Genomic DNA, 15,365 nt, shown 5'->3' with positions numbered 1-15,365 from the left:
CTTCCAACCACCTAGAATGATCTATTATACTCAGCTTATTTTTATAAAGGAAGGAAAAGAAAGTGCCTTTCACTTTTTTGAAGACCAGGTTTTGCCATTACTTCAACGGCACAATGGGGAATTGGTCTACCGTGTACGCCCAACCGTTTCTTCGGTCGTTGCCACAACATTAGGCTTTCCTTATGAAATTCACCTTGTCATTTTTACAGATCGGAAAAGTTTTGAAGGATATCGAGACGACCCGGACCGGTTGAAGCATATGCATTTGAAAGACGAATCGGTCGAGAAGATCATACTAATTGAAGGAAATGTCCTTTGAAATATTTTAAATCATTACTCTTCTGTTGATTTTTCGTTCAAAAGTCAGGTCAACGGTGGCATAATTTTGCAGTGGTATTACCAGTATTGTTCATCACACGATGACGACGTTCTTGGTAATCCAAAATAAGAAAATATGGAAAAGCGCAAATTAGGAAGTAGTGGCCTGGAAGTTTCGGCCATAGGTTTAGGCTGCATGGGGATGAGTTTCGGTTACGGCCCGCCACAAGACAAAACGCAAATGATCGCCCTGATCCGGGCAGCGGTAGAGAAAGGGGTTACTTTTTTTGACACTGCCGAAGTATACGGACCATTTATAAATGAAGAACTGGTTGGAGATGCATTGGCACCTTTTCGCAGCGAGGTTCAGATTGCGACCAAGTTCGGGTGGAAGGCAGCGGCGGACGGCAAACACAACTGTGCCTATTGAAGAGGTAGCGGGCACGGTGAAAGGCGGCAAATGTGACGCTTTCTCCGCAAGATCTTATTCATATCGAGGATGCTGCTGCCAAGATCGAGATACAAGGCGACCGCTATACAGAGGCCGGCGAGAAGATGACTGGTATTTAGAAGCAGTTATTGACCGATCCGGTACTGACTTTCGGTTCCAAATCGGTTTTTTCAATTAAATGACTGTCGAAATTCCAATGGGGAAAAATTAGTTTTTGTTTTGAACAGCTTGCTAAAAGACTGCGGATGTTCAAAACCTAGCTCGTAGGCAATTTCGCTGACCGAAAGATTGGTAACCGATAGTTTCTCTTTTGCTTTCTCAATCAGCCTGTGGTGAATGTGTTGCTGCGTGGTTTGCCCGGTCAACAATTTGAGCATCCCACTCAAATAATTGGGTGAAAGGTTAAGCGTTTCAGCAACATAATGAACTGTGGGCAATCCGGTTTTGATCAAATCATCGCTGTTGAAGAATTCGGTAATTACGTGTTCCAGACGATCCAGGATCTGATGATTGCTTATTTTCCTGGTAATAAACTGACGTTGATAAAACCTTTCTGAATATTTAAGCAGCAATTCAATCTGGGCGATGATCAGATCCTGACTAAACTTGTCAATATTGGAACGATACTCCTGCTGAATGCTCTGCATAACTCCCGAAATGGTCGTCTCCTCTTTTTCTGAAAGAAACAGGGCTTCATTTACCGAGTAATCGAAATATTCGTATTGTTTAATGGTTTTGGCCAAAGGTGTGTTCCACAGAAAGTCGGGATGAACCAGTAACATCCATCCCGACTGCTGTATCGCAGTATCTGCTTCAACTTCAAGCCTGAGCACCTGGCCAGGAGCCATAAAAAACATTACGCCATCATTAAAGTCGAAATCCTGCTGGCCATATTTCATTTTCACATTGAAATTCCGTTTCAATGCAATGGAATAAAAGTCCTTCACCAAACCCATCTCATTGGCAGGCAAACGCTTAATCTCTTCCATATTAATAACACTCACCAATGGATGTTCCGGCTTAGGATATCCCCTGAACTGGTGAAATTCGCTGATGGTTTTGAACCGATGAATTGGCATATTCGACATATTACAAGTTAATCAATTCTGTTTGAAAGCGTCCGCAAATTCCTTTGCAAAATCTGCCAACTTCACTTTTCCCATCACAGCGGGCCGATTTCTTACATAGTCTTCCGCCAGCACGCCGGTATAAAGTGCCTCGTACATTTCCACCAATCCGGTCGCGATTTCCTTATTCATGCCTGCTGTAATAAGTTGGCTGAGCGATTCTTCGGACGAAATCAATACCCATTTTAGGTCAGGCATTCCAATTGCCGGACCAATAATGCGTGCGGACTCTTCGCCTGTAAGCTCTTCGCTGGCTACGTATCGCACCCTTCTTCCGGTAAAGGAGGTTTGGATTTCGTCAGCAACGGCCTCAGCAATATCAAAGGGCGATACCCATGGGATCATCCGGTCGGCGCCATAATTGGTAGCGATTGTGCCGGTTGCCTTTATCATCGGTACATAACCATACAAATTGTAGAAAAAGGAAACCGGCCGCATATGTGTGATTGAAACATCGGCCGGCAATGCATTCAAAGTCAGTTCAACGTTATGCGCACCGACGAGGATCCCATTTCCCGTTGCCAAATGTCCGCCGATGGTACTCAGGTTTACGACACGTTTCACACCTGACCTTGCTATCGCCCCGGCGTAATTCCTGCCCAACATTCTATAATATTCCAATAGATCAAACTCCGGATCAAAGTAACTTTTGGCAGACACCATGGTATAGACTGCATCTGCGCCAGTGAAAGTATTGGCCAGGAAATCAACGTCTTCGAATGAACCAATTGCTGCCTTCGCGCCTAATGTTTCAATAGTCTTTTGCCTTTCAGGGTTGCTGCTGATAGCAGTAACCGAATGTCCATTTTGAAGCAGTTCTTCGGTCAGGGGCTTGCTGATATGTCCCAGGGAACCTGTTAACACGATTTTCATTTGTATTTATTTTTAGTTTCTGCAAAGGTCGGTCTCACCTAAAAAGCAGACGTAGCCAAATCTATGGTTGTTGTAGTCAAATGACGGATCCGCTTTGGCGGCATGATTTTCATTAAAAACGTTCAGGTAACTTTTACTTTTGCAAAAGCTTCATAATCGGAAATGATCATGTCTGAACCACAACTTACCGGCTTGCAAAAACGGGCCTCGAAATACATTGACAAAGCAATAAACTACCAGGTCAGACCTGGTGAGACGATTGAAGGCCATTTCATCGGCTTTGATAAAACCAACATTGATCGGGCTATCATCCAAATGTCAAATGCGGCTGATAGGACCACGCTTCCTGTCATGACCGTGTTAAATTATTTTGAAGGCGTCGATGAGGAATAGACACTTTCCTTTTCCATTTGAAATCGCAAATTTCCGCCCCATAGGCAATGGTACTGGTTCGGATCAATTCGAGACCGGCGAGCTCTGAAGTTAGTTTGTCGACCTCACAAAGAATGGAAGCGTATTTTGAAGCATTGTGTTTCTGAAAAAGCTTGCAGATGCCACATTCGAGGATATTTACTCCGTAACCTAAGCCAAATGTTTCGTTTTTATCCGTGATTATTTCAGCTCTGAAACCATCCGGGTGTCCCGTTTTGCCAATTTTTTTCTTAAATATTTTCAAAGCTATTTTCGAAATTTTCAAACCAATTATTCGCGCTGGAATCTTCTTCAACCATTTCTGAAACGAGTTTTTTGGAGATACGTAGTCGTAGGTTATTTCCAGGCAAATCTCTTTAATCAGGTCAAATGATTGATTTTTACTTTCCAATGTCTGGATTAGGGAAAGGAAGTATGCGGTGAAATCGAGGCGGCGATCAATTGGATTACCCGATGTCAGCGCAAAAGCAACATCTTTTTGTATTTTATAAAATCTTACGTCAATCTCTTTGCGTAACGCATCAGAATTACCGGGGTAATACTTTTCCAGTGTTTTGGTAAAGAATTTTCTGTAGCCCATTTTTTAAGGAATGTTGATTGAAGACAAATTAGCAATAAATTTGTTTTGAGAAGAATGGATGAAGTTTCCGCCAATCGAACTTCGTCAGCAACCCATTTCCTTTTCTATAAATTGCTTCTCAAGAGCGTTGATCTGGCAGGTCAGCGCTTTTTTATAAAAGGATTTCGCGGCAGAAATATCATTTTTGTCGAGAGATATTTTTGCCTGAAAGCAATACATTAGATGATAATTCTGAAAAAATGGATTTGCTTTGAGTTGATTGAGGATTGTGATTGCACCTGCTTCATTCCCACCAAAATATAAAGCCGCAGCCTGACTTAACTTTGTAAAAGGCGATGAATTGACCAATACAAGCTTTTCATATAATTTGGCTAATCCCTGCCAATCCGTTTCCTGGAAGCTTCGAGCCTGCGTATGCAAGTAAGCGATCGCACCCTCCAATTGGTACGCGCTGACAGATGATGATTCCTTTTGCGAAAGGAACAGGTAATGGTTCGCAACAGATATTATTTCCTTGTTCCAGCCCTGTCGGTCCTGCTCAGATAGCGATTTTAATTCATGAAGCTGATTTATTCGTGATTGTGCTCTTGCCAGATTGTACAGCAGCAATGCATATAATGCTTTCACATTCCCATTAGAGCTAATACCCATCTTCATCATTTCCTGTAATAAGCTCAGGGCGTCCTCACAAAGCGCCTCGTCGGTAAAACTACCGTCTTCCGCAAGTTGATAGCCTTCTGTAAACATTACATACAAAACCTTAAGCGCCATTCTAACCTTCTGCTCGTCCGGCTCGGTTGACATACCCGCGTAAACGAAGTATCCAGATTTATTCTGCGCACGCCAGCGATAGATTACTTTAGAAATATGATCCTCGTTGGATGCCAGCAGTGCAGCGATGCGTTTCACACGTAATCCACAGACATATCTCAAAACAATTACCAACTGGACTTTGGGTGGAAAAGCTGGTTGCAAACAGGCAAAAAGTATCCTTAGTAAGTCGTGTTCGTCTACAAGCTGAGGGTCAAATGCGAGGTAATCCCCATGAAGAGCCTGTTTTTGGTTTTCCTTTTTCAAACTGTTATATGCCATATTTCTGATCGTCGCATATAACCATGCTTGCGGTTGATCGGGGACAATCACTTGCCATTTATCGGAAGCTATTGCAAATGCTTCCTGAACAATATCTTCCGCTGCCGCGATGTCATCAATGCCGGTATGATACATCAAAACCGCAACCATTTTACCAAAATGATTGCGGTGGAGTTGAGAAAGTAGGAGGGAAAGTTGTTCGTTCACGGTTATTGGGGGATCTCCATAATTGGGCGTACTTCTATGGTGATCTTACCCTGAATAATGTGAGGGCATTGTTCTGCAATGGCAGCAGCCTGTTCAAGACTTTCTGCCTGTATCATGAGGTAGCCGCTGATTCCTTCCTTTGAATCAATGAATAACCCGTCTGTCTCTACCTGTTTACCAACCAATTGATAATCATTTTCCAAAGGCTCACCAGAAATGAAGCTGTCAAATTTGATCAATTCTTCGACCCAGCTATTCATTTCAGCAATATCCTGTTGTATTTCCTCTTCAGAAAATTGCGAAAGTCGGTTAATGTCTTCACGGATAAGTAATAAAAATTTTTTCATCATGTTTTCTGATATAGTACATTGCATAGCACGTTTCCGGACACATATTAGCAAAATATTTTTTGACTACATGATTTTCGTTGACTTCCATAGCCGGTTGAACTTAGCATTAGGTGGATTTGCTAATTTAGGGATGATTTCTAAAAGCCCTGACGGACAAATTAAGGGGATTAGCAAAAAAAAAGCGCCTTTTGAGGCGCTTTGGTGATCCCGCTGGGATTCGAACGGCACCGGCCGCCCGGCCAGGATCCATTCATTAAAAACGTATTGCTCTACCAGCGGAGGCAAGAGGATTAGCAAAAAAAGCGCCTGTTGAGGCGCTTTGGTGATCCCGCTGGGATTCGAACCCAGGACCCATACATTAAAAGTGTATTGCTCTACCAGCTGAGCTACGGAATCTTATTTATGATTTTTTTCTGTTCAACCACATTGTTTCCCCTTTTTATGCCAACCCAGGACTCATACATTAAAAGCGGACGCCGCGCGTTATATTGCTCTACCTGCTGAGTTACGGAATCCCAACCTTGGCCTTCTCCCCTTATCGTGGTGCAAAAGTACAATTTTAATGAAACGTATCAAATTAAACCCAAAGGAATTTTACGCCCATTCAGCCGAAAAACGCGAAGCACATTGAACGTAAGAATTTTAGCTTTAAAAAAATACAATTTCTATTCATTGATATAGCCTATAAACTGCGAATTCTATGGAAAAATCTGTAATAAAAATGCCAGAAAAGAAAAAAAGCACCTGACATTGCTGTCAAGTGCTTTTCTATGAGCCCCCAGTCGGGATCGAACCAACGACCTACTGATTACAAGTCAGTTGCTCTACCAGCTGAGCTATGGAGGCTTTTAAAAAATGTTGATAACGCTGGTTATTCGGTTATCGTGGTGCAAAAGTAGCGCTTAGGTTTATACAATGCAATATATTGAATGATTTTTTCCTGACTTTTTGTTCAAATTCAGATTGCTTCCTGAATGATAGTCAGTTGGTGTTTTAGCTCTTCTAACTGATTTACCGCACTGTTAATCTTTCGTTCAAATTCTGCTTTGAGCTTGTCAGAAGTTTTTGATTTGGCGAAGAATTCAATGTTATTCTGCCATAAAGCGATATCATTCTCAAGCTGCGTCACCTTGCGCCTGATGTCACTTTCCTTTCTGTAAAGATTGCGATTGCTTTCTCCATCCCTTACCAACTCTACCTCACTTTCAAGAACAGCTGCCTCTTTCTCTTTCGTAGACAATTGGCCAATGGCGCTTACATAGGTATTGATTGCAGCAATGTATCGTTTTTGCACCGCCTGCATATCTTTTTTGGGAACAAAACCGATCGAAGACCACTCGCTTTTGAACGCGCTAAGCAAATTCAGCGAGGATTCATCCTTACTTTTTGCCGCCGCCTCAATGCGGTCCATTAAGTCAGTTTTACGCTTCAAGTTGATTTCAAACTCTTCTTCAACCCCCTTATTTTTTGCCCGTTTACCGTCAAAATATGCGTCACATGCCTTCTTGAAGCGATCATAAATGGTATCCTTGAATTTCTCAGGTACCTGTCCCACACCCTTCCAGCGTTTCTGCAATTCAATCACTTTCTGGGTAGTTGAAGGATTGTCTTCACCTGCTGCCAGAATTGCCTCGGCTTCCACGCAAAGTTCCGTTTTCAGTTCCAGGTTTAGCTCTCGTTTTGATTCAAGCTGGCGGAAGAATTCGCCTTTGTTGTTGAAGAATGTTTTAAGTGCCGCCCAAAACTTCTTGCTAAGATCTTTACCCTCCTCGCGAGGCATAATCCCTTTCAACGCAACCCACTGATCCTGGAATGCCATGATCTCCTTGGTCTTTCCATTCCACTCTTTGATGCTCCCAGAATTATATGTGGTGAAAGGTACAATTGCTTCATAAATTTTAAGTTTTTGTTCAAAATTCTCTTGCATCGATTTCTTCTGCTCAGCAAATTGCCCTCTATGTGCATTGTAAAGCACATCCAAAGCCTCTTTGAACCGCTGCCACAACTTCTCCTGATCCTCTTTTGGAGCAGGACCTAAATGTTTATAATCTTCAAAAATATGATTGGCTTCGTTTAGGATCTCTTTGGTCATTGGTCTGCTTTCCAGAGACTTACCAAGCTCCTCTACCTTTTCGCACAATTCAGCTTTGAGATCCGCATTGCGTCTTCTGTCCAGCTCCTTTAACTCAAAATAAATATTCCGATTGCTGAAATAGCGATCGATTAATGCATTGTAAGTAGCCCATAGCGTTCCATTGTGAGGAGAAGCGATATTACCAGCCTGTTTCCAATCGTCCTGAATCTTCTTAAATTCTTCCCAGCTCGACTTTAAACCGGTAGCATCCGTTTCCCTGGTTCCTTCATCGTCCAGGAGAGCGCGAAGACGTTGCAGAAGAGCTGTTTTGACATTGAAATTCTTCTCTTTTTCCTTTTCCTGGCCTTGGTAAAATGAATTTTTCAAACCCCGGATTTCCCGGCTCAAAGCATCTATTTTCTGCGTTTCTGCGTCATATTTATATTCAAATCCTTCCTCACCACCTGTATCAGCCACAAATGCTTTTAGTGCTGCTTCCCGATCTTTCAATTTGATTTGATCCAGAACCGGACGAATTTCCTTGGCTACTGCCTCCGCTTTTTTAAGAGAAGCTGGTTTCAAGCCTTCATTTTGAATCGACGATAATTCATTTTCTAACAAGTTAACCAGCTGTTCCTTTGACAGTTGGCTATAATCAACATCTGGCGTTTCCTCCTCATGCTCTTCCGTCAACTCACTGTTAAGATCAATTTCGAGGGTGTCGACCGTCTTTTGTTCCAGGTCTTCTTGCTCTTCGCTCCTGACCCCTTCTTCTTGTTCTTGTGCCATCGTGATTCTTGTTTCGTACGTACGTCTCTTCTGGATTACAAATCTAATAATCTTTCCTCTGAAATGGCTACTTTTGAAATCCTAACATTGAACATATTCACACCGAATGGACCATAATATCGCAAAAATCCGGCACGATTATCACTTGAAAGGACTGAGGGAGCAGGATTTGAATGCTGACCCATTGAAACAGTTTAGATTATGGTTTGACGAGGCCATTGCATCCGGCATTTTTGAAGCCAATGCAATGTTGCTCAGCACAGTGGCAGACGGCCGCCCATCGGGCAGAATTGTATTGCTTAAAGACCTGGATGAAACGGGCTTTTCCTTTTTTACAAATTACCTAAGCAAGAAGGGAAAACAAATGGCAGCCAACCCCCAGGCAGCTCTTACATTCTTCTGGAAGGAGTTGGAAAGGCAGGTCAGGGTGGAAGGCTGGATCAAGAAGACAACTGATTTCGAATCAGACGAATACTTTTCGATCAGGCCGCGAGGGAGTCAGATAGGGGCCTGGGTTTCGGCTCAAAGTGAGATTATTCCTGACCGTGCGTATCTGGAAGAAAAAACAAGGGAAATTGACACAAAATATGAAGGGATGAATGTGCCCAGGCCACCATTTTGGGGTGGTTACAGGCTAATTCCGGACTATATCGAATTTTGGCAAGGCCGCCCAAGCCGCTTACATGATCGGCTGGTTTATACGAGAAGTGAAAGGGGTTTGTGGGAGATAGAAAGATTGTCTCCATAGATCTCTCCTTGAGTGAAGTCGAAAGAATTGTATCGACCTTCGACTTCGCTCAAGAGGACAAAGTAACCTTACAGGAAGAAAAAGATACCTGCTGAGGAAGACAGTGCTATCGCTCGCTTATCGAAACGAAATCTCTTTTGGGGGCGCCTACGTAAACTTGACGGGGGCGACCGATTGGTTCTTTATTAGCCCGCATCTCCTTCCATTGGGCTATCCAACCCGGTAGCCTGCCGATTGCAAACATGACGGTGAACATATTGGTAGGGATTCCCAAAGCACGATAAATGATACCAGAATAGAAATCCACATTCGGATAAAGCTTGCGGTTAACAAAATATTCATCTTCCAATGCAGCTTTTTCCAGTTTCTGAGCGATTTCCAGAACCGGATCATTGATACCCAACTTATTTAAAACATCGTCAGCAGCCTTTTTGATGATCCGCGCTCTTGGATCAAAATTCTTGTAAACACGGTGCCCAAAGCCGAACAAACGGAAACCGCTGCTCTTGTCTTTGGCCATATCAATGTATTTCTGCGTATCGCCACCATCATTCTTAATTGCTTCGAGCATTTCAATCACTTCCTGATTGGCCCCACCATGAAGCGGCCCCCACAATGCACTGATTCCCGAAGAAATAGAAGAATAAATGTTGGCATGAGAGGAACCTACCAGCCTGACCGTCGAGGTGGAGCAGTTTTGTTCATGATCTGCGTGCAAAATCAGCAATTTGTTAAGCGCCGCTGAAACAACCGGATCTACATTGTATTTCGCAACGGGAAGCGAGAACATCATGTTCAGGAAATTGGAACAATAATCGAGGTCATTCTGCGGATAATTTACCGGATGTCCCTGTGATTTTTTGTAAGACCATGTCGCTATTGTCGGCAGCTTGGAAAGCAAACGGATGATGTGCAGTTGTATAACTTCCTCTGTATTAGACTCTGATGTTTCCGGGTAAAACGAGCTCATGGCACTCACCAGCGATGAAAGAACACCCATTGGATGCGCATTGACCGGAAATCCTTCAAAAATTTTCCGCATATCCTCATTGACTAGGGTATGGGTTCTTATGGCATGCTCAAATTCGGCAAACTGCTTTTCGGTAGGAAGTTCTCCATAGATCAAAAGGTAAGCTACTTCAAGAAATGAAGCTTTTTCGGCCAGATCTTCAATCGAATAGCCCCTGTAATTTAGTATACCTTCTTCACCATCTAAGAATGTTATAGCACTTTTGGTAGCGCCTGTGTTTTTGTAACCTGCATCAATTGTAATGTATCCCGTCTGGTCACGTAATTTTGCAATATCTATCGCCTTTTCATGTTCACTTCCTTCAATAATGGGGAACTCGTACTTTTGACCATCAAGGATTAATTCAGCTGTTTGGGACATATAAATCAAGAATAAATTTAAAAAGGTTAAAGCCAAGATAGGCGCAAATCAGGCCAATTCAATGCAAAGATTTCCGCGGTTGCTGATTTACTTATCCAACAAATTAATTTTGTGTTAATACGGCCAGAATCAACCTTTTTTCGAGCCGACACAAGTCGCAATATCCTAAAAAAAGCGTGTACTTTCTATTAAAATCAGTGTTTTATTTGTGAAAATTCCCGACTTAAACAATAATATTTCACAATAAGATCAAATAATAATAAAATTCTACTGTCATGAAAAGTTGGCCAAATGGCAAGCTTAGACTTGCTTATAGAGGCTTTTTCTCATTGTTTTTCGGTGTATCAAATGCAGCTTGTGGCTCATGCCCGACCATGATCTTTTTGAAGAAATACCTGGCATACATTCCCTGCAAAATCACAGGAAGTAAATGTGCGCCATAGATAAAGGCCTTTCCTGTGATCCGGTATGAAAATGTCGAAAACGTGATATAGACATAGATGAACCAGCTCAACGCAATCAGTGCCAGTGAAAGATATACGGCCAACGCATTCTTCTTGGATAAAAAACGATAGGCCAGCTCGCAAATCAGTAGCGATATGGAAACCACCAATGCTACAGTCAATAAAGCGCTCGGGAAATTTTTGATGTAGGAATGCTTATACACAAGCACACCAATTCTCCCGATTAAATTAGGATGAGCCAATAAATACGCATCCGTTACACTTAAAATCAAAAGCAGCAGTATACTGCTCAATTTCCTGTTCATTGGTTGTATGGCGTTTTTTTACCTTTTATTCTTTGCTATATACCCGCCAATTTGCTTTTAAATTCCCTGTACCTATCCAAAATGAGTCTAATTTTTTCTTCCTGACTCATTTCTTCCGACAGCCAGTTAATGTGAAATCCGTCTTTTTCCATTTTTCGGAAAAAAGTCATCTGCCGTTTAGCAAACCGGTGAATTTCGGTTTCCAGCTTGATTTTCATGGAATTGTAGCCTATTTCTCCTGTGAGATATTGGGTTATATATTTGTATTCCAAGCCGTAGTAAACTAATTGTTCTTTGGATAATCCGCGATTTAGAAGCCGTTGCACCTCTTCCACCATGCCATTTTGCAGTCTTTGATTTAAACGATGAGTGATCCGGTCCCTCCTCACTTCGACATTAGGATTTAAGCCAAAAATAATCGCATCATAATCAGAAGACTGTTCAGACAATGAGAACTGCTCGTCTGGGTTTGCAATCAGGAAATCAGCAATTTCAATGGCCCTTATCAATCTTTTTCTTGTTGAAATATCCGCAACGCGATAATAAGCCGTCTCCGCTGACCGAAATTTTGCAACGAGGGCTTCATTAGGTAAAGTTTCGAGGTCATTTCTAAGTGGGTCATCCACAGGGATTGAAGCATATGCATGACCTTTTAGCAGCGAATAAATATAAAATCCAGTCCCGCCGCACACGATAGGAACATGGTTCACGGAAATAATTTGCTGACAAACCTTTTCAAAATCGTGCTGGAAATCGTTGACATTATATCGGCCGCCCGCATCCAGAATGTTGATCAAATGATAAGGGATAGTTATCCCTTCGACGGTATATTCATTCAGGTCCTTGCCAGTTCCGATATCCATATCTCGGTAAACCTGCCGTGAGTCTGCGCTTAAGATTTCACCATTAATTCTCAATGCAACCTGAACAGCGAGCTGCGTTTTCCCGGAAGCCGTAGGGCCGAGGATGATCAACAATGGAGATTTTTTTGACTGTTCGTTCATTGAAGTGCGTCCATAACTTTGACATACTTTATGCTTCCCATATTGTAAATCAAGGTATACGGCTTAGTCAGCGGAAAGGTATTAGTCGATCCATCTGACCTGGACGATCTGGTCATGGTTTCGTCATCTAGTAAGAATGGCTCTGGTTGCTTAATACCCCTTACTTCAAAGCCTAATTTGGAATAACTTTCCCCACCTGACCATTCCAAATCGGCATAAGTCATGATATCGCCAGGATGACGGTCGTTTATAAATGCATGCATTAACTTATCCAAGCCACCGACAACATTTGTATGCAAAAGGCTGGCAGAACGAATGAGTTCATAAGATTTGTAATCCTTACCTTCTTGCTGAAAAATGCGTGGATAACTGAATGTAGCGGCTGCGACCAGCAATTCCTCGGCTTCTTCATCAATTTCAAAGCCTGACTGCAATACCCGAAAATAACGCCTAGGCAAAAACAGTCCAAACTTGAATTTAGACGTTATGGCGCCATTTAAATGATTGTTTTCTAAAAAGCGGGAGGCAATATTTAAATCAATACGCCGGGCGGTGGTGAGCCTGCCCGGGATTCTCTGAGAAACTCCAAGTAAAAACATTAACCTGGATTGTACAATCCTTTGCTTATTACTCCAACAATCTTCCCAAAGCAGAGCGCATTTATTTCCAACATTCCTTTGGTTTGCGACTTCTTCAAAACATTTGGAAAGCTCGGCCAGTGAGCCGTGTTTTCGCCAATCGTCTAGTCTGACTAGGATTAAGACAAGGGCAGAATTTTCGCTTTTGTAAACGATAACCCTGCCCGAAAATCCATTTTCCATGTTTGAAAGTTTACATTGAAATCCCATGTCGGAAAACCAAATGCAAAGCTCCTCAGGAAATAATGATTCTAATTTCAATTTTGAATTATTTTTCTATTGACGTGCCGCTTCCCATCCGATCAATGCCTTTTTTCTCAGACTCCCCCAGCGGTACTCTCCAAGCACTCCTTCTTTCCGGATCACCCTATGGCAAGGAATAAGGTAAGCAATGGGATTGTCGCCGACTGCACTTCCTACTGCCCTTACGGCGCCAGGATTGCCAATGCTACGGGCGATTTGCTGGTAAGTGGTAACGGCGCCTTTTGGAATGTTAAGCAATGCTTCCCAAACTTTCAACTGAAAATTGGTGCCCTGGACAAGAAGCGGTAATTTTTCGAGAGAGTTTTCGGCAGGCTGAAAAATACGCCCAATATAAATTTTCGTTGCCGCTTGATTCGGAGCAATGTTGGCGTAATGCCATTTTTTTGCCAATTGAATGAGCTGTTCGTCTTTGGAATCCTCGTCTATAAAGGCCATCGCACATATTCCACGTTCAGTTACTGCGATAAAGCAACCGCCAAATGGAGTGTCATGAATGCCATAGTTAATATCCAGTCCCTTGCCCGAACTTTTAAATTCCTGAGGCGTAACTGCCTCAATAGAGGTAAAATGGTCATACACGCGGCTTTGGCTCGAAAGCCCGGCTAGCTCAGCAAGTTCCACCAGATTGGAGGATTCCTTAATTTTCTCTTTGAGGTAACCTGCGGTAATGTACTGAAGAAATTTTTTCGGGCTCACCCCGGCCCATTCAGTGAAAACGCGTTGAAAGTGAAACTGGCTGATGCTCACCTCTTCGGCCACTTCAACAAGTGAAGGCTGTTCTTTTGCATTAGCGACGATAAATTCGATCGCTTTGGCAATTTTCCCGTAATTATAAGTTTGCTGGTCCATATGGATTAATGATTTGTTGAACAAATTTGGCCCATATTTTGAAGGACTTCAACCTGAAACTTGCTGGACATCATCAAGCTTTCCATTTTAAGCCCTACTAACGAAAAGAGCTTCCTGTTATGAGGAAGCTCCTTGCTATCGGATTAGTAATCCTTTTTTCCATCTTTTTTTGCCTTTTTGTCGGCGCGCTTTTCTTTCAGGGATTTCTCAGGATCCTTTTTGGTGCTCCCTTTGTCAAGATTTTTACCTTTAGCCATGACTACTGCGTTTTAAGATTAGATTTTTACAAATAACTGAAATAGTAAGAAAATTTGTATCCGAAAATACTGAATTATTGCTTTTGCGTGATCCAGTCCATGATGTGATTGGCCCGGGCGCCTGTCTCGCCGCTGCTCGGACACTTGCCTTCGCCACGTAATTCCTTCACGATCGAATCTATAAGTTGCTGCTGCACATGTTTCGGATATGGAATGTTAAAAACCTCGGTTCCTTCGGCAGTTTCAACAATAATGTCAAATTTCTCAAAGAATGAAAAGGTGATCCTGCCTTTCGATCCAATGATCTGGGCCTTATCTTCCCGCTGTTCCTTATTAATGGTGTAGCACCAGCTTCCCTTGCCAACCACGCCTGATTCAAATTCAAAATTGGCCATTACGATGTCATCAGCCGCATAAAATCCTGCCTGGTTTCTTGCAATACCACTGGCATATTTGATTGGGCCAAGAACAAATTCAAGAAAATCAAACTGGTGCGAGGCGAGGTCATGAAAATGCCCGCCGCCCGAGATCTCGGGATCTACCCGCCAGCGTGGCTTCGGATTTTCACCAACTTCTTCATCATAAGGCTGCCATTGCAAGCAAATGTCCACGAACCGAATTTCGCCAATGACCTTTTGATCAATCAACTCTTTCACTTTTAAAAAATAGTCGAGCGACCTCCGATAGAAAGCTACAAAAACCGGGACGCCCGTTCTCTTGCTTTCCGCGTTGATCCGATCGCATTCAGCGCCATTCCTTCCCATTGGTTTCTCAATATATACCGGCTTTCCGGCGGCCATTGCTTTAAAGGCGAGACTTTCATGCGCGTCGGGCGGTGTCGCGATGTATATTGCATTGACATCAGGATCATTGATGAGTTTGTCAGCATCTGAATACCATTCGGGAACACCGTGGCGCGAGGCATAGTCGGCAGCAAGATTCGCATTCCGGCGCATCACAGCGAGCAACTCAGAATTGTCGACAATGTCGAATGCGGGGCCGCTTTTTACTTCGGTTACATTACCGCAGCCGATGATCCCCCATTTTATTTGATCCATCATAAGGTGGTAAGATTTGAACTAAACAATCAGCTTAATAATTATTTAAGAGAGAAAATCTACTTTAAATGGATAGCAAGATTTTGAACCAAGAT

The 15,365-nt window shown here is 42.7% G+C and carries 15 protein-coding genes, 2 tRNA genes and 1 pseudogene; 4 read left to right on the top strand and 14 right to left on the bottom strand.

From position 1 onward, the window contains the following. The first annotated feature begins 16 nt into the window (after positions 1-16). Both FHS68_RS16470 and FHS68_RS16465 read left to right on the top strand, forming a co-directional pair. Positions 17-319: a DUF1330 domain-containing protein gene (locus FHS68_RS16470; RefSeq protein WP_167272038.1), complete on the top strand. Its 303-nt coding sequence runs from the start codon at positions 17-19 to the stop codon at positions 317-319. Positions 320-454: 135 nt separating this feature from the next. Further along, a pseudogene (locus tag FHS68_RS16465) lies at positions 455-712 on the top strand (aldo/keto reductase); the annotation flags it as partial. Between the two features lie 227 nt (positions 713-939). On the opposite strand, the gene FHS68_RS16460 reads toward FHS68_RS16465, so the two are convergent. Then, positions 940-1,857 carry a helix-turn-helix domain-containing protein gene (locus FHS68_RS16460; protein WP_167272036.1) on the bottom strand — a complete coding sequence of 306 codons (918 nt, stop codon included), beginning with the start codon at positions 1,855-1,857 and terminating at the stop codon, positions 940-942. Positions 1,858-1,869: 12 nt separating this feature from the next. Next, positions 1,870-2,769 (bottom strand): NAD(P)H-binding protein, encoded by a 900-nt coding sequence (locus tag FHS68_RS16455; RefSeq protein ID WP_167272034.1) that lies wholly within the window; start codon positions 2,767-2,769, stop codon positions 1,870-1,872. A gap of 168 nt (positions 2,770-2,937) precedes the next feature. On the opposite strand from FHS68_RS16455, the gene FHS68_RS16450 reads away from it, so the two are divergent. Then, a complete protein-coding gene (locus FHS68_RS16450) occupies positions 2,938-3,162 on the top strand; it encodes a hypothetical protein (protein ID WP_167272032.1) in 225 nt (74 codons plus the stop codon). On the opposite strand, the gene FHS68_RS16445 is transcribed toward FHS68_RS16450, so the two are convergent. The 6 genes from FHS68_RS16445 to FHS68_RS16420 form a co-directional block, all read right to left on the bottom strand. Then, positions 3,119-3,781: an L-2-amino-thiazoline-4-carboxylic acid hydrolase gene (locus FHS68_RS16445; RefSeq protein WP_167272030.1), complete on the bottom strand. Its 663-nt coding sequence runs from the start codon at positions 3,779-3,781 to the stop codon at positions 3,119-3,121. The two genes, FHS68_RS16450 and FHS68_RS16445, sit on opposite strands and share 44 nt — an antisense overlap. Before the next feature lie 84 nt (positions 3,782-3,865). Next, positions 3,866-5,080 (bottom strand): sigma-70 family RNA polymerase sigma factor, encoded by a 1,215-nt coding sequence (locus FHS68_RS16440; RefSeq protein ID WP_167272028.1) that lies wholly within the window; start codon positions 5,078-5,080, stop codon positions 3,866-3,868. A 2-nt stretch (positions 5,081-5,082) separates the two neighbouring features. Continuing rightward, entirely contained in the window at positions 5,083-5,430 is a 348-nt protein-coding gene (locus FHS68_RS16435; RefSeq protein WP_167272026.1) for a YciI family protein, read from the bottom strand. A 320-nt stretch (positions 5,431-5,750) separates the two neighbouring features. Then, positions 5,751-5,826 (bottom strand) — tRNA-Lys (locus FHS68_RS16430). A 377-nt stretch (positions 5,827-6,203) separates the two neighbouring features. After that, a tRNA-Thr gene (locus tag FHS68_RS16425) sits at positions 6,204-6,276 on the bottom strand. Positions 6,277-6,388: 112 nt separating this feature from the next. Continuing rightward, a complete protein-coding gene (locus FHS68_RS16420) occupies positions 6,389-8,293 on the bottom strand; it encodes a DUF349 domain-containing protein (RefSeq protein ID WP_167272024.1) in 1,905 nt (634 codons plus the stop codon). 106 nt (positions 8,294-8,399) lie between these two features. Here FHS68_RS16420 and pdxH point away from each other — a divergent pair, with 106 nt between their 5' ends. Continuing rightward, entirely contained in the window at positions 8,400-9,041 is a 642-nt protein-coding gene (gene pdxH / locus FHS68_RS16415) for a pyridoxamine 5'-phosphate oxidase (protein WP_167272022.1), read from the top strand. A 106-nt stretch (positions 9,042-9,147) separates the two neighbouring features. Here the strand turns inward: pdxH and FHS68_RS16410 are convergent, their stop codons facing one another. From FHS68_RS16410 to FHS68_RS16385, 6 genes are all read right to left on the bottom strand, one after another. Continuing rightward, the gene (locus FHS68_RS16410) at positions 9,148-10,431 is read right to left on the bottom strand and encodes a citrate synthase (RefSeq protein ID WP_167272020.1); all 1,284 of its coding nucleotides are present in this window, start codon (positions 10,429-10,431) and stop codon (positions 9,148-9,150) included. A 310-nt stretch (positions 10,432-10,741) separates the two neighbouring features. After that, positions 10,742-11,200 carry a hypothetical protein gene (locus FHS68_RS16405; RefSeq protein ID WP_167272012.1) on the bottom strand — a complete coding sequence of 153 codons (459 nt, stop codon included), beginning with the start codon at positions 11,198-11,200 and terminating at the stop codon, positions 10,742-10,744. A gap of 35 nt (positions 11,201-11,235) precedes the next feature. After that, positions 11,236-12,204, bottom strand: coding sequence for a tRNA (adenosine(37)-N6)-dimethylallyltransferase MiaA (gene miaA / locus FHS68_RS16400; protein WP_167272010.1), 969 nt, complete (start codon positions 12,202-12,204; stop codon positions 11,236-11,238). Continuing rightward, positions 12,201-13,025 carry a hypothetical protein gene (locus tag FHS68_RS16395; RefSeq protein ID WP_167272008.1) on the bottom strand — a complete coding sequence of 275 codons (825 nt, stop codon included), beginning with the start codon at positions 13,023-13,025 and terminating at the stop codon, positions 12,201-12,203. The genes miaA and FHS68_RS16395 overlap by 4 nt, the downstream gene beginning before the upstream one ends. 93 nt (positions 13,026-13,118) lie before the next feature. Further along, positions 13,119-13,955, bottom strand: a complete 837-nt coding sequence (locus FHS68_RS16390) for a bifunctional helix-turn-helix domain-containing protein/methylated-DNA--[protein]-cysteine S-methyltransferase (protein ID WP_167272006.1) — start codon at positions 13,953-13,955, stop codon at positions 13,119-13,121. A gap of 331 nt (positions 13,956-14,286) precedes the next feature. Further along, positions 14,287-15,270 carry a Gfo/Idh/MocA family protein gene (locus FHS68_RS16385; protein WP_167273333.1) on the bottom strand — a complete coding sequence of 328 codons (984 nt, stop codon included), beginning with the start codon at positions 15,268-15,270 and terminating at the stop codon, positions 14,287-14,289. Between the last annotated feature and the right edge of the window lie 95 nt (positions 15,271-15,365).

The organism is Dyadobacter arcticus (assembly GCF_011762185.1).
Lineage (GTDB): Bacteria > Bacteroidota > Bacteroidia > Cytophagales > Spirosomataceae > Dyadobacter > Dyadobacter arcticus.
This window is presented reverse-complemented; position numbering and strand designations above follow the sequence as displayed.